Here is a 20,503-nt window from a genome sequence, read left to right as displayed (position 1 = left end):
CACGGTCTTCCGCCAGCTTTTCGGACTGGCCTGATATGACCTCCTTGATCGTGTTGAGATCGGATTCGAGCGCGCGCTTGAGGATGTTGCGGCCTTCGGCCAGCTTCTCGACCTGACCGGCGACCAGCCCGTCGATGCTCGACCGGCTTTCCGCCAATTTGGCAAGGTCTGCCTCGAGCGTTTGCGAAAGCAGGCTGCGATCGTCGGCGAGCCTGCCCGAATGGTCCTCGATCAGGCCTCGGATGCCCGACAGGTCGTCTTGGAGCGAACGCGAAAGCTCGCTGCGGTCTTCCGCCAGTTTGGCGGAATGGGTCTCGATGAGACCCTTGATGCCGACAATGTCGGTTTCCAACGCCTTGGCGAGCAAGGCGCGACCTTCGGCGATCTTCTCGACCTGGCCAGCGACCAGGCCGTCGATGCTGGCGCGACTGTCGGCCAGCTTGCCCAGATCGGCATCGAGAGCGCGTGAAAGAATGCTGCGGCCTTCGGCGAGCTTGCCAACATGGCCGGCAACCATTTCGTCAATGATCGTGCGGGCTTGTACAAGTTTTCCGGCGTCTTCGTTCAAGGCCTGCGAAAGCCTGTTGCGGCCCTCTTCGAGCCGTTCGAGATGGCTGCCGAGCGACGCATCGATGGCGGCGCGCGACTCGTTGACCTTGCGCAGATCCTCCTCGAGGGCGCGCGAGATCAGGTTGCGGCCTTCGGCAAGCCTTTGCACCTGGTCGGTGACAGCCGCGTCGATGCCGGCGCGGCTTTCTGCGAATTTCTCCAGATCGGCCTGCATGGCCGCCGTCATGTGTTCGCGGCTTTCGGAAAGCTTGCGGCTGTGGTTCTCGACAGCCTCCTCGATACCGACGCGGGCATCGGCAAGCCGCTGGATGTCGGTGTCGAAGGCGCGCGACACCACATGACGGGCCGCTTCCATGCGGCCGGCGAAATCGCCGGCGCGTGCTTCGAGCATCGACGAGGTCGACGAAACGATGTCGGCCATGTCGGCGCCGATCTGGGTCTTGCCCTGATCGATCATCGCCGAAAGCGTTTCCTTGCTCTCCTGGAAGGTATGGGCGATTTCGCGCGCGCGCTCGACCAGGGTCTCGTTGATCTGGCGTGCGCGGGCCTCGAGCGCGGCGTTGAGCTTTTGGGTGCCGGTGTCCAGCGCTTCGGCGCGGGTCTGGAACTCACTGATCAGCACCTGGCCGCGTTCGGCCAGCGTCCGCTCGATGCCGTCAAGGCTGGCTTCAAATTCGGAGTTGAGCGTGCGTGCGGCGCCGCCGAGCAGCGACACCATGCCGGAGGTCCGATCGTCGAGCAGATCGGTCAGCGACCGGGTGAGGCCGTCGGTCGTCTCCGTCAGCTTGGCAATGCGTGTGTCGAGAAGGCTGGCGAAGGCTTCGCCGGAGGTCGACAGCCGGTCAGTGATGGATTCGAGCCGGCCTTCCACCGAATCGAAGATCGACAGCGAGCTATGGTTGATCCTGTCGATCAACGTGTCGCCGGAATTGGTGATGGTCATCGACAGGTTGGTCGAGGCGTTGAGGATGCTGTCGCGAATGATGTCGCTGGCAGCCCCGATTTCGTCCTTCAGCGTCTCATGCGCGCCGGTGATCGAGGCGCGCACGCGTTCGGCGTGGGTGACCACCGCTTCGCGCTCGCTGCCCAGCCCGTCGACAAGCGAGCGGATGCGGGATTCATTCTCCGAATAGGAGCGCTCGATCTGATTGACCTCGCTGTGGACCAGGGTTTCGAGCTCGACGGCACGTGCAAGCGTGCGCTCGATGCCTTCACCCATGGCCGCAACCTCGCGGCGCACGGCTTGCCCGATCATCATGACGCGATCCTGGGCGATTTGCTCCGGCTCGGTCAGGCGGAAAGCCACTTCCGTCATCGACTGAGCGGCGATGCGCATCTCCTGCGCGCGGCGAATCATGGCTGCAAACGCCCAGAACAGGAGGACGGGCAGGATCACAGCGATTGCCAGGCCAATCAGTTCGGGACGGGCGAAAAACTGGCCGGGGGTGCGGATTTGCCAAATGTCTGGGCCAAACAGCAGGTTTGCCAATGCACCGGCACCCGCGACCCAGGCGAGCGAAACGAGCGCCACGACCCAGTAGATCGTGTTCGAGGCACGCCGATTGAGGGTGTGCAGCAGCGTCTTGTAATCTTTTTGACGAGGATCGTTGGCCGGAGTGAAGCCGGCCGACTGCGTGCCATTGCGCGTTTCAACAGGGCGCGTTTCAACGGGGCGCAGTTCAGCAGGGCGCGGTTCAGCCGGCCTGGCGTTTGCCGCTTCTCTCTGGTCCTGGGCTTTCTGGTCCTGATTGGCGGCAAGCTCGGCATTCTGGCTCTGGTTGACGACAGGCTCGGCATCCTGATTCTGGTTGGCGACAGGCTCGGCATCCTGGTTCTGGTTGGCGACAGCCTCGGCATCCTGGTCACGGCCCTCGCGTGCCAACTCGTCGGCCGCCTGCGATATCTGCGCTTCCAGATCCTCCATCGACGCGGCGATGTCGAGGTCGCCGTCGGCATCGCTGTTCAGATCGATTTCAAGTGCTTTTTCGAGTTCCCTGGCTACGTCGTTGTCGAGCGTTCTTGTCGTCGTTGTTTTCTTCGCCATGCCTTCGCTACCCTGTACAAGCTGCCGCGGGACTTGTGATTTTGCTTTTCGTGTCCCACGCAAGAGGCTGAAAATGGACCTTTCGTATCGTAATGACACACCGGGGTAAAGAAAACACGCATTCGGTGCGATACGTAAAACTTTAAATATAAGGTTAACAGAACTGTGATTCCGGCGCCGCTATCGCAACATTTTTCCGGGCCAATCATTAACCCGTCGTCCACAGGATGGGCCTATTTTTTTGGCGGCTGCCTATTTTTGGCGGCTGAAAGAACGGAGTTGCAGAGTCATGCGTGGCGAAAACGGCATTGCCTTCTCGATGCCCGGCGGCGATGTGTCGGGAACGGCCGGGTCGCGGCCCGTGGACCTGGCGCATCTGGCGCGCCAGACGATGGGCGACCGCAGCCTCGAACAGGAGGTGCTGGCGCTGTTCGTGCAGCAGGCATTGTCGGTTCGCGACAGGATCGTCGACGCCGATGTGAAGCAAAGACTGCTCCTGGCGCACGGGCTGAAAGGCTCGGCGCGCGGCGTCGGCGCCTTCGCTGTTGCCGATTGCGCGGGCGCGATCGAACTTCAACCTGAAGATACCAATACCCTCAAGCGGCTTGGCTCCCTGATCGAAGAAGTCCGCGATTTCGTCGCCGCCATCAGCCGTTAAACCCATTTCCGAAAAAAACGGCATAGAGCGCCGCTTTCGCGCCGCAGTTGACTTGTCAGCGGGAGTGATTATCTCGGCTGGGACTCCCTTCAGGTGACAAATGACCAAGCTGACCTTCATCGCCCATGACGGCACACATTTTGACGTGGATGCCGAAAACGGCTCGACCGTCATGGAGAACGCGATCCGCAACGCCGTGCCGGGGATCGAGGCCGAATGCGGCGGCGCTTGCGCCTGCGCGACCTGCCATGTCTATGTCGATGAGGCATGGACGGCGGAGGTCGGCGAGCCGGAAGCGATGGAAGAGGACATGCTGGACTTCGCCTACGACGTCCAGCCGAACTCACGGCTCTCCTGTCAGATCAAGGTGCGCGACGCTCTCGACGGCCTGGTTGTGCGCGTGCCCGCCCGCCAGGGCTGAAGCGTGGAGGCTTAAGCGGGGGATAGCCGATTTTTCCGGCGCCGGCTTGGCAGCGGGCCAACGGTCATGCAGTGTCGCGCCGTTCTCTACAGCGCCGCACGTTCCCTGGAACACGCAAAGCACGCTGTAGCACGGTGATTTGGCGCAGGATCCCCGGCGAGAATCGATTCCGATTTTCGGGGTCATGCGCATCGAAGGCGCATTCATGACCGATATCATCAGGACGGACGTATTGATTGTCGGGGCAGGGCCTGTCGGCCTGTTCGCCGTGTTCGAGCTCGGCCTCTTCGACATGACATGCCATCTGATCGACATACTCGATCGGCCCGGCGGGCAATGCGCCGAACTCTATCCGGAAAAGCCGATCTACGACATTCCCGGCTGGCCATCGATCTCGGCCCAGGGCCTGGTCGACAGACTGCTTGAGCAGATCGCGCCGTTCAAGCCCGACTTCACCTTCAACCGCATGGTCTCGAGCCTCGAAAAGCTCGAGGACGGCGGCTTTCGCGTCATCACCGACGAGAACGAGGTGTTTGAAGCCAAGATTGTGGTTATCGCCGCCGGCGGCGGCTCTTTCCAGCCGAAGCGGCCGCCAATTCCGGGCATCGAGCTTTATGAGGGCAAGAGCGTCTTCTACTCGGTGCGCCGGATGGAGGAATTCCGCGGCCACGACCTGGTTATCGTCGGCGGCGGCGATTCGGCGCTCGACTGGACGCTGAACCTGCAGCCGGTGGCCAAGAGCGTGACGCTGGTCCACCGGCGGCCGGAGTTCCGCGCGGCGCCCGACAGCGTCAACAAGATGTACGCCATGCAGGAGATGAAGGAACTGGATTTCCATGTCGGGCAGGTGACCGGGCTGACCGGCACGGACGGCCATCTCTCGGCGGCGACCATCAAGGGACCCGACGGTGACACCGAGGTGCCGTGCACTCGGTTGCTGCCGTTCTTCGGCCTGACCATGAAGCTCGGACCGATCGCCGAGTGGGGGCTCAATCTTCATGAGAACCTGATCCCGGTCGACACCGAGAAATTCCAGACGTCGGTACCGGGCATCTTCGCCGTCGGCGACATCAACTGGTATCCCGGCAAGCTGAAGCTGATCCTGTCGGGCTTCCATGAGGTCGCGCTGATGGCGCAGGCGGCCAAGCGCATCGTCAGCCCCGGCGAGCGCATCGTATTCCAGTATACAACGTCGTCGACCAGCCTGCAGAAGAAGCTCGGCGTCGCCGGCTGAGTCTCTTACTCGACGAGAATCGCCCTTACCGTCTGGCCGAAGCTAACCCGGCAGCTGGCCGTTTTCGATGCGCTTCATGCGATAACGCAGCAGCCGCAGGATGCGGCTTTCGAAATTGATGGTTTCGACGCGATCGAACTGCATCTGAGCGCGGTCGTGCTTGGCAAGAATAGCGGCGGAGATCTCCGCTGCCTTGGCCTTGGCCTCCTGGCACGTCTTGCGCGGGTGGATCGCCTTCAGCGCATCCTCGAGTTCGCCGGCATGGTTCTTGGCGATCTCGACATGGCGGTCCTCATGACGCTTGATGTCGGCGGACAATGTATCCCAAAACAGCCTTACGCCGGCATCAGCCTTGCGCGGGCGGCGCCACTCGGGAAGGATCACCTTGACCTTGACGGTGACATCGGCGTCGGCAATCGCGCAGGAGTTCGATCTTTCCGCATAGCTGACGCGGGTGGTGAACGCCATCTGCGTGGCGCCTGGATGCCGCATCCCGGTGCTTTTCACCCGAGGTCCAAGTTTCGTAAGCTGGGATCCGATATCATCGAGCGTTCTGCCGCCGATGCTGAAATAGCTATATGTCTTCACCAAATTCGCCGTGCCCGCCGGCAAGGCGGAACAAGCAAGCATCAGGGCGCAAAGCAGGGATCGTTTCATCATGTTGCCTCTTTGCCTACCTTGCGCTACGGCCGTTGCCGACGCAACGGAATTGATCTTTGGTGGATCACACATGGTTTATCGACAATGACGACAGGGCGATGGCAGTTGGCGCAAGGGCGCCATCTCGACCTTGCCGGCAAGGCGGTGATCGTCGGTATACTCAATGTCACGCCGGACAGTTTTTCTGACGGCGGACTGTTCGTCGCGCCCGAACAGGCGATCGCCCAGGCGCGCCGGATGGTGGAAGAAGGGGCCTCCGTCATTGACGTCGGTGGGGAATCGACACGCCCCGGCGCATTTCCGGTAGCCATCGAGGAAGAGCAGGCCCGCGTGCTGCCTGTCATCAAGGCGCTCGCCGGGCTCGGCGAGGCGCTGATTTCGGTCGACACCTATCGCGAGGACACCGCCCGGCTTGCCGTCGCCGCCGGCGCCCACATCCTCAACGACGTCTGGGGCCTGCAACGCGAACCAGGCATCGCGCGGGTCGCGGCCGAAACCGGCGCCGGCCTTGTCATCATGCACACCGGGCGTGACAGGCAAAAACTGCCCGACGTGATCGAGGATCAGTTTTTCTTCCTCGAGAAGTCCCTGGAAATCGCCCGGCGAAGCGGGGTTGCCGACGACCAGATCGTGCTCGATCCGGGCTTTGGCTTCGCCAAGGAAACTGCGGAGGAAAATCTCGACCTGATGGCACGGTTTTCCGAGCTCGATGTCTTGGGCTTTCCGCTGATGGCCGGTACATCGCGAAAGCGCTTCATCGGCGCCGTCACCGGCCGCGACGCCTCGGCCAGAGACGCCGGAACAGCGGCGACGAGCGTCATACTGAGGCTCAAGGGCGCGCGGCTTTTTCGCGTCCACGATGTCGCAATCAATGTGGATGCGCTGGCGGTTGCGGATGCTATGCTGGCGCGTGAAACCGCCGCATAGCTCGCAAATCGAAATCGATTCCAGCAGGATGCGTAGATTAAAAGCCTTAGAGCGTAGTCTGTGCGCCCAAGCGGACGCGCATCGCTCCAATCGAGCAGGACGCTGAGCGATGTATATCATCCGCATGAAAAATTGCGCCTTCTTCGCTCGGCACGGCGTGCTGGATGAGGAGGAGACGCTCGGCCAGCGTTTCTATGTCGACGCTGCGCTCACCGTCGAACCCGGCCGCGCGCTGGTCGATGATTCCATCGAGGATACCGTCCACTATGGCGTTGCCTTCGGGGTGATCGAAAAGATCATCACCGGGGAGAGGCGTTTTCTGATAGAAGCGCTGGCGCTGGAGGTGGCCCGGGCGCTGACAGCCCGCTTTCCCCAGATAAAAAAGGCCGAGATCACTGTGCGCAAGCCGAACGCGCCGGTGCCCGGCGTGCTCGATCATGTCGAGGTGACCGTTGCCTGGCCCCAATAACACGGTCTACCTCAGCCTTGGCGGCAATCTCGGCGACCCGGCAAGGTCGATGGGCGCGGCGCTGCGCATGCTGGACGCCGACGGGAACACGCGCGTCGTTGTCGTCTCCTCGCTTTACCGCACGCCGCCCTGGGGCAAGCTCGACCAGCCGGATTTTCTCAATGCGGCCGCCGAAATTTCGACCGTGTTCGCGCCACATGCATTGCTCGATCTCTGTCACGACGTCGAGCGCAGGCTGAAGCGGGTGCGCGAGGAGCGCTGGGGTCCACGGCTGATCGACATCGACATTCTGGTGTTCGGCGATCGGATCATCCACGAAACCGGGCTGGAAGTGCCGCATCCGCGCATGCTGGAGCGCGCCTTCGTTCTGGCGCCGCTGGCCGAGATCGCGCCTGACCTCACCGTCGACGGCAGAAGCGTGGCGGAGCGGCTTGCCGCTCTCGACAGCGCCGGCATCGAGCGACTGCCGTCCGGCCAGGATTGGTGGTTGACCTAAAGCATCGAACCAAAACCTTTACCCACTTTTGGCTCCGATGCACTGAGCTCAGCCGGAAAACCCGCCGCCGTCGAGGAACACCTGTTCCTCCGGCGTCGTCTCTCGGCCAAGCATCCTGTTTCGATGCGGAAAGCGGCCGAAGCGCTGAATGATCTCCAGGTGCTCGACGGCATACTTCAGATAGGATTGGGCTTTGGCGGTGGTGAGGTCCACCGATTTGAGCTGGTCGGCGAGATGCTCCGAATGCTCATAAGGCAAATAGAGGAAGACGCGAAGCTCTTCGTCGAGCGCCAGATCCTGGCCGGCGGCGATCGCCTTTTCGGCAAAATGCCTTGCCAGCGGGTCGGTGGCATACATATGGCCGGTGCCGCGAAAGCAGTTTCGCGGGAACTGGTCGAGCAGGATCATCAGCGCCAGTGAGCCTTCGGCATGCTCCGACCATCCGTCGCATTCACGCCGCGCGGCAGCGTAGTGCAGGTCGAGAAACCGGTTGCGGAACTCCGCGTCGAAGGCGTCATTCTTCTCGAACCATGCATCTTTCTCGGCGTCACGCCAGAATTTGGTGACGGAGAGGGCGCGCTCGTCCAGTACGGTCATCTGTTTGCTCTCCACATGTTTAGTCGGCAGGCTCGGATTTGTGCAGAACGTCGGCGGTTTCTTCATTGAGCGCCTGACCGGAGCGGCGCGGCTGGCTGAGCGGTGTCGGAATGGGTGTGCCGATATTGCCCTTGAGGAAGCGCGCTCCGGCGCGAACCCCTTCGGCGAGCTGCAACTCGAAACGGGCGGCATCGCGGTGGCGGACGTCCTCGATCACCTCGGCGACTTCCTCCGGGTCGACGCCCAGTGCTTCCAGCGTGGAGCCGCCGAAGACAAGCGCTGATTCGAAGGTTTCGCGAATCTGGAAATCGACGTCGGCACGTATCAACTGCAGTGCGGTTCCGCGGTCGAAAGCGCGTGCCAGCACGGTGAGCAGGGGAAACTCCGCCTTGATCAGCTTTGCGATGCGGACGGCGACATCGGGCTTTTCGACGCAGATCAACACGGCGCGCGCGCGGCCGGCGCCTGCGGCACGCAGAATGTCCAGCCGCGTGCCGTCGCCATAATAGACCTTGAAACCGAAATCGGCCGCCGCCTGGATCATCTCGACCTCATTGTCGATGATCGAGACGTCGATCCCGCGCAACAGCAGCGGCTGGCTGGCGATCTGGCCGAAGCGGCCGAAGCCGATGATCAGCACGCTGCCGGTCAGGCCATCGGCGATGTCGACGCCTTCGAGCGACTGCTCGTCGCGCGGCGTCAGATACCGCAATGCCAGAATGGCCAGCGGCGTCAGCACCATGGAGATGATGACGATCGCCGTCAGCGTCGCGTTAGCCTGGCTGTCGATGATGCCGACCGCCGCGGCGGCGGAATAGAGAACGAAGGCGAATTCGCCGCCTTGCGCCATGAAGACGGCGCGCTCGAGCGCCTCCCGGTGGCCGGTCTTGAGGATGCGGGCGACGAGGTAGATGCCGATCGCCTTTATCACCATGTAGGCGACGACGTAGATGGCGACTAGCCGCCAGTTCTGGGCAACCACGTGCAGGTCGAGCGACATGCCGACGGCGAGGAAGAACAGCCCGAGCAGCACACCGCGGAATGGTTCGATGTCGGCCTCGAGCTGATGGCGGAAGGTGGATTCCGACAACAGCACGCCGGCCAAGAAAGCGCCCATCGCCATCGACAGGCCGCTGAGCTGCATGGCAAGCGCCGACCCCAGAACGACCAGAAGGGCGGCGGCGGTCATCACTTCGCGGGCGCGGGCATCCGCCAGGATGCGGAAGAACGGATTGAGCAGGTAACGCCCGGCCAGCACCAGCCCGACGATGGCGGCCAGACCGATGCCCACGTCCGTCAGCCGCTGCGTCACGCTCATATCGGCGCCGCCCGGTGCCAGGAAAGCGATCAGCGCCAGCAGCGGCACGATCGCCAGGTCTTCGAGCAGCAGGATGGAGACAATGCGCTGGCCTTTTGGCGCGGCGATCTCACCGCGTTCCTCCAGAAGCTGCATGACGATCGCCGTCGAGGTCAGCACGAAACCGGCGCCGGCGACGAAGGATTGCGAGACCGGAAAACCTCCCGCCAGTCCGACCCCGGTCAGCAACAGCGCGCAGACGCCGACCTGCAATGCGCCAAGGCCAAAGATCTCTCGCCTGAGGCCCCACAGCCGTGACGGCTGCATCTCCAGCCCGATGATGAACAGGAACATGACGACGCCGAGCTCGGCGACGTGAAGAATGGCTTCCGATTCGGAAAAGATGCCGATGCCGAACGGGCCGATGACCACGCCGGCCGCCAGATAGCCGAGGATGGAGCCAAGCCCGATGCGCTTGAAGATCGGCACGGCGACAACACCTGCGGCGAGCAGCGCCACGACGTGGATCAGATCGCTGCCCGCTGCTTCTGCCGCCATGCCTGCCGTTCCGTTCTCTCTAGGGACCGCTGCACGTGCTGCGGCATCGAGCGGCAAAGATAGGGGCTTCGGTTGAGATCGAACAGTCCGAATCCGGAAACTGGTGCAGCAGTGTTGCAGGCGCGCTCCACAACTTTATGCACCGGCTGCGTTGTGTGTTGCAGAAATCGGGCGCTAAGGACGCCGCGGCCTTGGCCGTGAGGGGCGGATGACGATCAAGTCGGCCGCCTTTTTTTGAGGGAGACGACTGACATGAAGACATTTTTGCTTGTTGCCGTTGGCATCGCGGCGCTTGCCGGATCGGCCTGCTCGAAGGCGCCGGACTGCACCACCGAAATGCTGACCAAGAAGGCCCAGGACATGACCGCAGCCCTTCAGGAGGCGATTACCAAGGATCCGACCAAGGCAGCCGATCTCACCGCCAAGGTCCAGGCGGTCACAACCAAGTATCAGGGCGCGACGACGGCGGAGGAGGCCTGCAAGGCCTATGACGAGCTGACAGCCGCCATCAAGGCCTGAGAACCGATTTGAGTTTTGCTAAAAGAAGCGGTGGCCGTGGCTGCCGCTTTTTTGGTGAATAGTGAATAGTCAGTAGTCAGTAGTCAGTAGTCAGTAGTCAGTAGTCTGTAGTCAGTAGTGAATATCTAATTCCATTCACCATTCACCATTCACTAAATTGCACAGCGTGTTGCATTTTCACTGGATGCGCAGACGATCGGTCAGTTCGGCGCGATGGAGCCGACTTCGAGCGTATCGACGCGCTTCAGCTTCATGCCGATGACCGGCACCAACTGCTGGTCGACGCGCACCGCAACCGTCACTGTCATCGAATTATCGTTGGGGACAAGAGCCTGCATGACGCCGCGCAACTGGTTACGGTTGATGGTGAAAACGACCTTGTTGGCGCTGACCACGTTGCCGCCGATGATGTCGAGCCCGGAACCGGCGGCACCGCCCATGAAGCTGCCCTTGTAGCCCTCGCGGCCCTTGTGCTGGATCGTCGCCGACATCTGCTGGGTGAACATGCCGACCCGGCAACCGCCGTCGAGTGACATGCCGATCTTGCCGTCCGGCGTCGAACCGGTGAAATTGCAGGTGAATTTCGTCCCTTTGTATTTGCCGGCGACGATTTCCCCCGGGCCGACCCATTCGCCTTTCACCGATTGAAAGAACTTCTTGTCCCGTTCTGCCGCAAAGGTCTTTTCGGCCATGCCGGCGGTTGTTGAAACCACGACTGCCATGGGCAGGACGCTAGACAAGATCACGCTTTTCATCGACGACACCCGGCAACAAAGAGACTGGTTTGGAACCCGTCCGACCATGAACAAGATTGGTTAATGCTTCGTCACCGCTTGCGCATGACCCCGAAAATCGGACGCGATTTGCGCTGGGCTCATGGGCAAATCAAACGTGCTGCAGCATCCCTTTTCGCGCCACCAGGACGTGCCGCGTCGGAGACGGTCGTCAGGTGTCGGAAGCGGATGTTTCCTTCTGCTTTTTGGTTGCAAATGATGTCAGCGCTGACAGGAAATCGCCCATGCCGGGCCGCCTGGCGGCACTGAAGGGCAGGGGCCTTGCGGTCTCCATCGCAGCAATGCCGATGCGCGCCGTCATCATGCCGTTGACGACGCCTTCGCCAAGTTTTGCCGAGAGCCGGGCGGCAAGGCCATGGCCGACGATCTGCTGCACGAAACTGTCGCCGACGGCAATCGAGCCGGTCACCGCCAGATGGGCGAGAACGCTGCGTGCCAGCCGGAAGAACCCCAGCGTGCCCGGCCGGCCGCCATAAAGCTCCGACAGGCGGCGAATCAGCCGCCCGGCTTCGAACACGACATAGGCGACGTCGACCAGAGCGCGAGGGCTGACCGCCGTCACCAGCGACACACGCTTTGCCGCTTCGAGGATCATCACCTTGGCGCGTGCATCGAGGGGGCCGAGGATTTCGGTCTCGGCCAGGCGCACCAGATTGCCGCCGTCGATGATCTCGTCGCGCAAGTCTGCCAGGGCGCGTCTGCCGGCCGCGGTTTCGGGTTTGGCCGCGACAAAGGCCGACAGTTCGTCGACCACGGCGCGAGCGGCTTTCGGATCGTCGCGGGCGATGGCGTCGAGCGCCAGCTTCTGCAGCTTTTCGACCTCGGCGAGGCGGGCGATCGCCAGGAACTCGCGGGCAAGGATGACCAGGAGCGCGAGCAGCGCGATCACGGCCATGCCGGCGGCCACCCAGCCCAGCCATTCGGCACGCGCGAACAGATCGCGAATCAGTTGGTCGGTCCAAAGGCCGAGGGCCAGCGAAACCAGAACGCCCAATGCGCCGAAGAACAGGCTGCCTGATATCGAACGCTTCCGCGGCGCGGTCGCCGGCGGCGGTTCGGCGGCGATGATATCCGGCTCGTCGAAAACGTCGATTTCCGCCGGCGTGACGACGGCAAGGTCAGCGTTCACGGTGCGTGGTTTTCTCGCCGCAGCGGCGTCGGGCTGGCGCGGGGCCGCCTGTTGCTTTGGCGGGGCTTCCGGCTCGATGCGAAATGCCGCCGGCTTGCGGGGCGCGGTCATGCCAGATGATCTCCGATCAGGAACTGCAGGGCGCGGTCGAGCCTGATATGCGGCAGCGACAGCGTGACGCCTTCGGCAGTGCGTTCGAGTTTTGGCGGGCGAAAGCGCACGAAGCGGATCGCCGGGTCCTCATTGCCCTGCCGATGACCTGGGCTCTGCCGATGGCTTGGGTTCTGCCGACGGTCTGGTCCAGAGACATCGAACACTGCATCAATTTTCTCCGGTAAGTCACCGGGAAATATGGCTGTTTCTGTTCTGCCATCGAATGTTTCGCCGTTGATCTTTTCACCTTTCAACGGTGTACCGATGATGACCGGCAGCGTTTCACGGCCTTGCTTGACCGTGCCTTCCCGGGTCGCCCGCACCGCCGCCAGGGCGACCACGTCGACATCGGCGCCGGTGAAATTTGCGCGCGCCACGGCACGGTCGGCAAGCCGCCGCACGATCGCCTGCAGCCGGTCATGACTTTCGTGATGCAGATGGTCCGCCTTTGTCGCCGCCACCAATATGCGGTCGATGCGCCTTGAAAAAAAGTCGGTCAGGAAATTGCCGCGACCGGGGCGGAAGCAGGCGAGGATTTCGGTCACCGCACGTTCGAGATCGGCCATCGCGCCGGGCCCGGCATTCAAGGCCTGCAAGGCGTCTATCACAACGATCTGACGGTCGAGGCGCGTGATGTGCTCCCGGAAGAACGGCTTTACGACATGCGTCCTGTAGGCCTCGTAGCGCCGCTCCATCATCGCCTGAAGCGACCCGGACCGCGCCCGCCGCTCGCTCAGGCCCGGCAACGGCGCGAAGGTCAGCGCCGGTGAGCCCTCAAGGTCGCCGGGCATCAGGAAACGGCCGGGTGGCAGGGTCGAAAGCGCCCGCTCGTCGAGCTTGCATGCCTTGAGATATGCGGCGAAGCTCTCGGCGAGGCATCGCGCCGTCATCTCGTCGGCGTCGGCATTCGCGTCGATTGCGGCGGAGAGCGCGCGCCATTCCTGCGAAAGGTCGGCGCGCACCGGCAGCACGGCCATGTCAAAGGCTTCGCGTGAGAAATCGACGTAGGATTTGCCAAGCAGCGGCAGGTCAAGCAGCCATTCCCCAGGATAGTCGACGATATCGACCGACAATCTGCCTGATGAGAACATGCGGCTCCAGCCGGAGGCCGATTCATATTCGATGGTAAGCCTCAGCTCGGAAATGGCACGTGTCGAATCCGGCCACAGGCGGTCGTTGACCAGGGCCGCGATGTGGTCCTCGTACTGGAATCGCGGCACGGCGTCATCGGGTTGCTCTTCAAGGAAGGCACGGGCGATACGCCCCGATTTCTGCGCCTCGAACAGCGGCAACCGCCCGCCATGGATCAGATTGTGGACAAAGGCTGAGATGAACACCGTCTTGCCGGCGCGCGAGAGGCCGGTAACACCCAGCCGCAGCGATGGCGAGAAAAGCCCGGTAGCGCGCCCCGACAGCGTATCCAGGGCAATCTTCGCCTCGTCGGTGAAAGTGGTCAGCGATGATGCCAAAATGCGGTCTCTCGGGGCTTCGGTCCGCCCCGATATAGGCGCTGCCGGCTAGTGTGGCGAATCCGAAATTCGCAGTACCTTGGAGCATCGCAGTGAGCGAATTTCGGATTCTAAGTCACACTAGCAAACCATCGTTTCTAGCGTGGTTTTGGATTTGAAGTTCCTGAACGCTGATGCCATTGAAGTGGCAGGAACGTCAAATCCACCACGCTACGTTTGAAATGGCGTCAGATATCGGCCGGCGACAGGAAGGCTTCGAGATAGCCGGTGCCTTGCGCGGCGTTGGCAAGACTGCCTGGAAAACGGACGACCGCGAGGCCGGAGGTCGGGAAGCCGTGGTTCAGCATTCCCCTGGCAGCCTCCTCGCCATCGCCCGAAAGCGCGATAGTGAGATCTTCCGTCATCGGATTGTGGCCGACGACGAGCAGCGAGCCTGGCTCGCCATTGCCGCGGATGAGGTTGAGATAGCCGGCGGCATCCTCGCTGTAGAGCGTCTCCAGGAACAGGACCCGGCCGGTATCGGTGTGACCGGCCAGGCCCTCAAGCGTTTGGCGCGCTCGCTTTGCATTCGAGCAAAGGGTCAGGTCCGGAATGTAGTTGCAGGCCCGCATGACCGCACCCATCGTTTCGGCGTCGGCGACGCCGGATGCGTCGAGTGGACGATCGAAATCGCGCATGCCCGGCAGGGCCCATCCGGCCTTCGCATGCCTCAGCAGATAAAGCTTGCTCACCGGTCCCTCGCTTGTGCCAAACACCGAAACTCGTCAAAAGGCGCTGCGGGATTAGTCATGAGAAAGGCCTGGCGCACAATGGCCGGCACCCACAAACCCAACGAATCATACGCGAATTCGGTCGCGCCCTTCATGCGAATGATGCGGCCCATGGCATTTTGGCCGAGATTAACAATTGCGTGAATCAGTCGTCGATTGCGCTTGTGCAGCATTCGGTCCGTGAATATATAGGCGCCAATTTGGGGCTGTCTGGGTGAGTCGAATGAACGACATCGTTACCGCCGATTACGTACCCTCCGAAGACGAGCCGTTCATGAATGAGCGGCAGAAATCCTACTTTCGCCTGAAGCTCGTCACCTGGAAGAACGACATACTGCGCGAAGCGCGCGAAACTCTCGAAATCCTGCAGCAGGAAAACGCCAACCACCCCGATCTCGCCGATCGCGCCTCTTCGGAAACCGACCGCGCCATCGAACTTCGCGCCAGAGATCGCCAGCGGAAACTCATTTCAAAGATCGATTCTGCGCTTCAGCGCATCGATGAAGGCACTTACGGCTATTGTGAGGAAACCGGCGAGCCGATCGCGCTGAAGCGGCTCGATGCGCGTCCGATCGCGACCCTGTCGATCGAGGCGCAGGAGCGCCACGAACGCCGCGAGAAGGTCTACCGCGACGACTGAAGCACGGGCGAAACGTCCAAACGGGCGAAGCGTCTAAAAGCAGCCAGCGAATTTGTCATGGCCGGTCTCCGGCCATTTTTTTGTTGGCTGTTGGCCGTTTATCTCTTCTGGCTGGACAACTCGCCGAGAAGCTTTGTCATCTCGTCATCGAGAGACGACGGTGCTTTCGCCGCCGGCTTGCTCTCCGGCTTGACGGGGTGCGGGTCATCAAACGGGACCTCGAGCTCCCTCATCAGCGTATCGTCGATGGAATCCTCTTTTGCCGGGGAATTCGGCTTTGCCGGGGAATCCTGTCTTGCCGGCGATGGCGCGTACCGAACGGCACTGGTGTAGGCGGGTAGCGGCGTGATGGTCGCCGATTGAGGGCTTTGCGCTGCTGGCCTCGGCGCCGGTGCGGGCTGATGCGGCCGGCCAGGCGTTGGGGCCGTGCTTGCCGGCTGCGGAGACGGTGCTTGCCTCACTGGCGCGGGAGCCGGTTGCGGTTGCGGCGCGCGCGGCGGCGGTGCCGGCTGATGGCCGCCGCCATCTCCGGTCAGTGCAGGACGGCGCAGCGCCGACAGCCTGATGTCGCGTTCGACGACGACGTCGGTCGGGCCGCCGATCAGCAGCAGGTGCTCGATATCGTCGCGGCGCACCAGCACCAACCGGCGGTGACTGTCGACTGCGGTGGCGTCCATCACCGCCAGCCGCGTCTTGCGGTTCCTGCCGCCGGCAACGAATGTTCCAAAAGTCAGATTGCGGACCAGCCTGATGATGAGGAGAACGATGACCACAAGGACAAGCGCGACAAAGGTCCACAGGATCGCCGCGGCATAACCGGGACCCGCCACGCTATCCAGCCACTGCAGCATTGGTGCACCCAAAATCAGCTTTCGAAGAAGACGCGACACTAGACTGTTGCGGCACGCGACTGCAAGTTACGTTTCGCGCTTCGTGAACAGCTTGAAACACCCATTTTGTGGATTTCAAGCTCCTGCGAATTGAGGGCGTCAGCGTTCCCACTTCAATCCACGACGCTGGATTTTCAGCAAGTTGCTGGCGTGATGAATCCGAAATTCGCTCGCGTCGGACCAGGAATGATGCGAATTTCGGATTCGCCGCACCAGGCGCCGAACGGGTGTCATTTTTAGCGGACAGTTGCCGCCAAGGCCTTTTCCGGACCCTGAGAATGTGATTCAACCGGGCAGGGGCAAGTACCGGAATTCACGAGCAGGGGGCACATGGCCAAGGAAGCGCGCGGCGATTTCTATCCGGTACCGATCGTCGACCAGAACACGCGACCGGGCGCGGTCACCCGGCTCATCGTCTTCATCGTTGTGCTGACAGGGGCGGCGATCGTTTTCGGCCTTTTCCGAGAACGTCTTGGCGATCCATTCCTGCTTGGAATGCTTGGCGTGCTGGCGATGATCGGTGTCGGCTTCCTGTTCGCCACCGCCATCGGCTTCGTGCAGATCACACCGCGCTCGACGAGTGACGAGCTGTCGAAGGCCTTCGTCGATTCAATGTCGCAAGGCCTTCTGGTCACCGACACCAAGGGTCGTGTCGTCTATGCCAATCGGGCCTATGCCGAGATGACGGGCGCGGCTTCTGCGGCGGATCTAAAGACCGTCGAAGGGTTGCTGTCCGATGTTCCCGAGGCCTCGGTGACCATATACCGGCTCGCCTCGGGCCTGCGCGACGGCCAGCCCGGCGACGGTGAGTTTAGGCTTGCCCAATCCATTCGACCCGGCGCTGAGCCGGGCGCGCGCTGGTACCGTGTCCGCGCCCGCGCCTTCAGCGTTCCGGGCCAGCGGCTGCCCTTGCTCGCCTGGCAACTCGCCGACATCTCGAAGGAACGGGCCGAGCAGGAGCGCTTCTTCCTTGATCTGCAGGAGGCCATCGACCATCTCGACCATGCGCCTGCCGGCTTCTTTTCGGCCGACCAGGAAGGCCGCGTCACCTACATCAACGCCACGCTTGCGGAGTGGCTGGGCATCGACCTGACGAGCTTCACGCCTGGTGCCGTCACGCTTCCGGAGATCGTCGCCGGCGACGGCATGGCGCTGGTCCGCTCGGTCAAGGCCGATCCCGGCACCACCCGCAATGCGGTCATCGATCTCGATCTGACGACAGTGAAGGGCGAGGCGCTGCCCGTGCGTTTCATGCATCGGGTTTCGGCCAGCCGCGAGGGCGCCAACGGTCCGACGCGCACCATCGTGCTCAACCGGACGCAAGGCGAGGACGCTTCCACCGATCTGCGCGCCTCGGAGATCCGCTTCACCCGCTTCTTCAATTCGACGCCGATGGCAATAGCGGCTGTCGACAACCGCGGGCGCATCCTGCGCACCAACGCGCCTTTCCTGTCGCTGTTTTCCTCCGTCGTCGACGGGGACGCGGTCGATCGGCGCGTGCGGCTGGACACGGTGATCCATGAGCGCGACCGCCCCGCCTTTGCCGCGGCGTTCGAAAAAGCGCGACAACGGCAGGCCGATATCGAACCGATCGATACGCTGCTGCCCGGCAATGAAGAACGGCACATGCGCTTCTACGTCAACGCGGTTGCCGACGGCACCGGCGAGGGCGCCGAAGAATCGGCCATCGTCTACGCCGTCGAGACCACCGAGCAGAAGGCGCTCGAGGGCCAGATGGCGCAAAGCCAGAAGATGCAGGCGGTCGGCCAGCTTGCCGGCGGCATCGCACACGACTTCAACAATGTGCTGACCGCCATCATCATGGCGTCGGACCTGTTGTTGACCAACCACCGCCCGTCCGACCCGTCCTTCCCCGACATCATGAACATCAAGCAGAACGCCAACCGGGCGGCCTCGCTGGTGCGGCAGCTTCTGGCCTTCTCGCGCAAGCAGACGCTGCGGCCGGAGGTGCTCAACCTGACTGACGTGCTTGCCGATCTGCGGATGCTGCTGGCCCGTCTGGTCGGCAACGACATCAAGCTGAAGGTCGATCATGGCCGCGATCTGTGGCCGGTGAAGGTCGACATCGGGCAGTTCGAGCAGGTGGTGGTCAATCTGGCGGTCAATGCGCGCGATGCGATGCCGAACGGCGGCGAGCTCACCGTGCGCACCCGCAACGTGACCACACAGGAGAGCAAGAGCCTTCCCTACCGCGAACTTGCGCCTGCCGATTATGTGGTGGTCGAAGTTGAAGACACCGGCAGCGGCATCGCCCCCGAAGTGCTCAAGAAGATTTTCGAACCCTTCTTCACCACCAAGGAGGTCGGCAAGGGCACCGGCCTCGGCCTGTCGATGGTCTATGGCATCATCAAGCAGACAGGCGGCTTCATCTTCTGCGATTCCGAGGTCGGCAAAGGATCGGTGTTCCGCATCTTCCTGCCGCGCTACATTGCTGAGGCGAGAACGGCAGGCGAGCCCGGCGAGGCGCCGGCTGCACCGGCAAAGGTCGCCGACGCAGCCAAGGACCTGTCAGGTTCGGCCACGGTGCTGCTCGTCGAGGACGAGGATGCCGTGCGCATGGGCGGCATGCGGGCGCTGACGTCGCGCGGTTACACCGTCCACGAAGCGTCCTCGGGCGTCGAGGCGCTGGAAATCTTCGAGGCGCTCGGCGGCAAGGTCGACATTGTCGTTTCCGATGTGGTGATGCCGGAAATGGATGGGCCGACGCTGCTTGGCGAATTGCGCAAGCGGCAGCCGGACATCAAATTCGTCTTCGTTTCCGGCTACGCGGAGGACGCGTTCGCCAAGAACCTGCCGGCAGACGCGCATTTCGGTTTCCTGCCGAAGCCGTTTTCGCTCAAGCAACTGGCCACAATCGTCAAGGACGTGCTGGAATCTTAATGCATGTCGCGCAAAAGTGTGCAGCGGTTTTGCGATAACGACATGCATAAAACAACCTAAAGCGCGCCGCATGAGGCCGGTCAAACGCGACGCGCTTTAGGGCTCGCTAATTCGCGCTTGCGAAATGGCGTGAGACTGCCATGATTATGGGGCCAAACAGACGGCGGGTTTTGGGGGAGCATGCCGTGACGCCGCACAACGAGGCAGGCAAGGGTGATTATGCGGCAACAGTGCTGTTGCCGGGCGATCCGCAGCGTGCCGAATGGATGGCGGAAACCTTTCTCGAGGCGCCGCGCTGCGTCAACCGTCGAAGGCAGGCCCTCGGTTTTACCGGCCTGTTTCGCGGCAAGCCCGTCAGCATCCAGTCCACCGGCATCGGCGTCTCGTCATTCCTGATCTACGCGCATGAATTGCTGGACTTCCATGGCGTGACGACACTGATCCGCACCGGCACCTGTGGTGCCCTGACTGCCGCGGTCAAACTGCGCAGTCTGGTGATCTCGCAAGCGGTGCGGGGTGAAAGTGCCGAGAGCGGCCAGGTCTTTGGGCTCTATGGTGCTGATGCCGGCCCCGATCCGGAGCTGGTTTCCCAAGCCCTGGCCCGGGCTGCCGAAATCGGCATCGAACATCAGGTCGGGCTGACCATCTGCAGCGACATATTCTATCATCCCAAGGGGCGCGACCGCTTCGCCGAAGCGCAGGCACAGGGCGCGCTGGCCGTGGATATGGAGACCAGCGCGCTCTATCGCATCGCCGCGCATTTCGGCGCCAGGGCCTTGTCGATGCTGACTGTCGTCGACAATGTGGTGACCGGCGAGCAAACCGATTATTCCGAACGCCAGGCGCTCTTCACCGATATGACCCGCCTGGCGCTCGATGTCGCGATCGAAAGTTAAGCTGCCTGCCGCTTCGGCGCCGTGTGTTCTTCGATGCCGGGCCGATGGCCGCGCAGATAGAGAGCACAGGTCGTGCGCAGCATCGAGGCGAAGTTCGGAATCTGGCCATTGATCTCGATGGCCTCGTCATAAAGCTTCGAGATGAATTTCGGCGTCGTCAGGCCCTGGCTGTCGGCGATCTCGTCGAGCAATGCCCAGAACGTCGCCTCGAGCTGGATGCTGGTCGAATGCCCGTCGATACGAATCGACCGGTTGATCTGCCGGTAGCCGTCCGGATCCTGCCCGGCAAAAACCCTGCACATCGTTACCTCCCGTTCCTATTGATCTGGCCGTTCTTATTGATTTTGGGCGCAATCGGCAGTGATTCGCGCCTTTGGCAGTGCCTGTTGTGGCCAATTATCTTCAGCTGGA

19 protein-coding genes and 1 pseudogene are annotated in these 20,503 nt (G+C 62.2%); 10 read left to right on the top strand and 10 right to left on the bottom strand.

Annotation, left to right across the window (positions count from 1 at the left end):
* A pseudogene (locus M727_RS0106475) lies at window positions 1-2,614 on the bottom strand (kinesin); the annotation flags it as partial.
* A 289-nt stretch (window positions 2,615-2,903) separates the two neighbouring features.
* Here M727_RS0106475 and M727_RS0106470 point away from each other — a divergent pair.
* From M727_RS0106470 to M727_RS0106460, 3 genes are all read left to right on the top strand, one after another.
* Window positions 2,904-3,272, top strand: a complete 369-nt coding sequence (locus M727_RS0106470; RefSeq protein WP_027151987.1) for an Hpt domain-containing protein — start codon at window positions 2,904-2,906, stop codon at window positions 3,270-3,272.
* Between the two features lie 100 nt (window positions 3,273-3,372).
* Window positions 3,373-3,693 (top strand): 2Fe-2S iron-sulfur cluster-binding protein, encoded by a 321-nt coding sequence (locus M727_RS0106465; protein ID WP_006334837.1) that lies wholly within the window; start codon window positions 3,373-3,375, stop codon window positions 3,691-3,693.
* A 205-nt stretch (window positions 3,694-3,898) separates the two neighbouring features.
* Window positions 3,899-4,927 carry an NAD(P)/FAD-dependent oxidoreductase gene (locus M727_RS0106460; RefSeq protein ID WP_027151986.1) on the top strand — a complete coding sequence of 343 codons (1,029 nt, stop codon included), beginning with the start codon at window positions 3,899-3,901 and terminating at the stop codon, window positions 4,925-4,927.
* Between the two features lie 42 nt (window positions 4,928-4,969).
* On the opposite strand, the gene M727_RS0106455 is transcribed toward M727_RS0106460, so the two are convergent.
* The gene (locus M727_RS0106455; RefSeq protein WP_027151985.1) at window positions 4,970-5,587 is read right to left on the bottom strand and encodes a DUF922 domain-containing protein; all 618 of its coding nucleotides are present in this window, start codon (window positions 5,585-5,587) and stop codon (window positions 4,970-4,972) included.
* An 84-nt stretch (window positions 5,588-5,671) separates the two neighbouring features.
* Here M727_RS0106455 and folP point away from each other — a divergent pair, with 84 nt between their 5' ends.
* From folP to folK, 3 genes are all read left to right on the top strand, one after another.
* Window positions 5,672-6,514, top strand: coding sequence for a dihydropteroate synthase (gene folP / locus M727_RS0106450; RefSeq protein ID WP_027151984.1), 843 nt, complete (start codon window positions 5,672-5,674; stop codon window positions 6,512-6,514).
* Window positions 6,515-6,623: 109 nt separating this feature from the next.
* Window positions 6,624-6,983: a dihydroneopterin aldolase gene (gene folB, locus M727_RS0106445; RefSeq protein ID WP_027151983.1), complete on the top strand. Its 360-nt coding sequence runs from the start codon at window positions 6,624-6,626 to the stop codon at window positions 6,981-6,983.
* Window positions 6,967-7,479, top strand: a complete 513-nt coding sequence (gene folK, locus M727_RS0106440; protein WP_027151982.1) for a 2-amino-4-hydroxy-6-hydroxymethyldihydropteridine diphosphokinase — start codon at window positions 6,967-6,969, stop codon at window positions 7,477-7,479. The genes folB and folK overlap by 17 nt, the downstream gene beginning before the upstream one ends.
* A 48-nt stretch (window positions 7,480-7,527) precedes the next feature.
* On the opposite strand, the gene M727_RS0106435 is transcribed toward folK, so the two are convergent.
* On the bottom strand, window positions 7,528-8,076 hold the full coding sequence (locus M727_RS0106435) for a DUF924 family protein (protein WP_027151981.1): 549 nt from the start codon (window positions 8,074-8,076) through the stop codon (window positions 7,528-7,530).
* Between the two features lie 19 nt (window positions 8,077-8,095).
* Window positions 8,096-9,931 carry a monovalent cation:proton antiporter-2 (CPA2) family protein gene (locus tag M727_RS0106430; protein ID WP_027151980.1) on the bottom strand — a complete coding sequence of 612 codons (1,836 nt, stop codon included), beginning with the start codon at window positions 9,929-9,931 and terminating at the stop codon, window positions 8,096-8,098.
* Window positions 9,932-10,183: 252 nt separating this feature from the next.
* Here M727_RS0106430 and M727_RS0106425 point away from each other — a divergent pair, with 252 nt between their 5' ends.
* Window positions 10,184-10,450: a hypothetical protein gene (locus M727_RS0106425; RefSeq protein ID WP_027151979.1), complete on the top strand. Its 267-nt coding sequence runs from the start codon at window positions 10,184-10,186 to the stop codon at window positions 10,448-10,450.
* Between the two features lie 200 nt (window positions 10,451-10,650).
* Here the strand turns inward: M727_RS0106425 and M727_RS0106420 are convergent, their stop codons facing one another.
* From M727_RS0106420 to M727_RS0106405, 4 genes are all read right to left on the bottom strand, one after another.
* Entirely contained in the window at window positions 10,651-11,205 is a 555-nt protein-coding gene (locus tag M727_RS0106420; protein WP_023801140.1) for a hypothetical protein, read from the bottom strand.
* A gap of 190 nt (window positions 11,206-11,395) precedes the next feature.
* Window positions 11,396-12,484, bottom strand: coding sequence for a TIGR01620 family protein (locus M727_RS0106415; protein WP_027151978.1), 1,089 nt, complete (start codon window positions 12,482-12,484; stop codon window positions 11,396-11,398).
* Window positions 12,481-13,995: a YcjX family protein gene (locus M727_RS0106410; protein WP_027151977.1), complete on the bottom strand. Its 1,515-nt coding sequence runs from the start codon at window positions 13,993-13,995 to the stop codon at window positions 12,481-12,483. Before M727_RS0106410 ends, M727_RS0106415 begins: the two co-directional genes overlap by 4 nt.
* 227 nt (window positions 13,996-14,222) lie before the next feature.
* Window positions 14,223-14,726 carry a histidine phosphatase family protein gene (locus M727_RS0106405; protein WP_027151976.1) on the bottom strand — a complete coding sequence of 168 codons (504 nt, stop codon included), beginning with the start codon at window positions 14,724-14,726 and terminating at the stop codon, window positions 14,223-14,225.
* Between the two features lie 262 nt (window positions 14,727-14,988).
* Between M727_RS0106405 and dksA the strand changes: the two genes are divergently transcribed.
* Entirely contained in the window at window positions 14,989-15,405 is a 417-nt protein-coding gene (gene dksA / locus M727_RS0106395) for an RNA polymerase-binding protein DksA (protein WP_006202025.1), read from the top strand.
* A 98-nt stretch (window positions 15,406-15,503) separates the two neighbouring features.
* On the opposite strand, the gene M727_RS0106390 is transcribed toward dksA, so the two are convergent.
* On the bottom strand, window positions 15,504-16,256 hold the full coding sequence (locus M727_RS0106390) for a flagellar biosynthetic protein FliO (protein WP_036261606.1): 753 nt from the start codon (window positions 16,254-16,256) through the stop codon (window positions 15,504-15,506).
* 369 nt (window positions 16,257-16,625) lie between these two features.
* On the opposite strand from M727_RS0106390, the gene M727_RS0106385 reads away from it, so the two are divergent.
* The gene (locus tag M727_RS0106385) at window positions 16,626-19,196 is read left to right on the top strand and encodes an ATP-binding protein (RefSeq protein ID WP_027151973.1); all 2,571 of its coding nucleotides are present in this window, start codon (window positions 16,626-16,628) and stop codon (window positions 19,194-19,196) included.
* Between the two features lie 185 nt (window positions 19,197-19,381).
* On the top strand, window positions 19,382-20,092 hold the full coding sequence (locus tag M727_RS0106380) for a DeoD-type purine-nucleoside phosphorylase (protein ID WP_027151972.1): 711 nt from the start codon (window positions 19,382-19,384) through the stop codon (window positions 20,090-20,092).
* Here M727_RS0106380 and M727_RS0106375 read toward each other — a convergent pair.
* Window positions 20,089-20,394: a ribbon-helix-helix domain-containing protein gene (locus tag M727_RS0106375; RefSeq protein ID WP_027151971.1), complete on the bottom strand. Its 306-nt coding sequence runs from the start codon at window positions 20,392-20,394 to the stop codon at window positions 20,089-20,091. The two genes, M727_RS0106380 and M727_RS0106375, sit on opposite strands and share 4 nt — an antisense overlap.
* Window positions 20,395-20,503: the final 109 nt, after the last annotated feature.

This window comes from Mesorhizobium sp. WSM2561 (assembly GCF_000513915.1).
GTDB lineage: Bacteria > Pseudomonadota > Alphaproteobacteria > Rhizobiales > Rhizobiaceae > Mesorhizobium > Mesorhizobium muleiense.
This window is presented reverse-complemented; position numbering and strand designations above follow the sequence as displayed.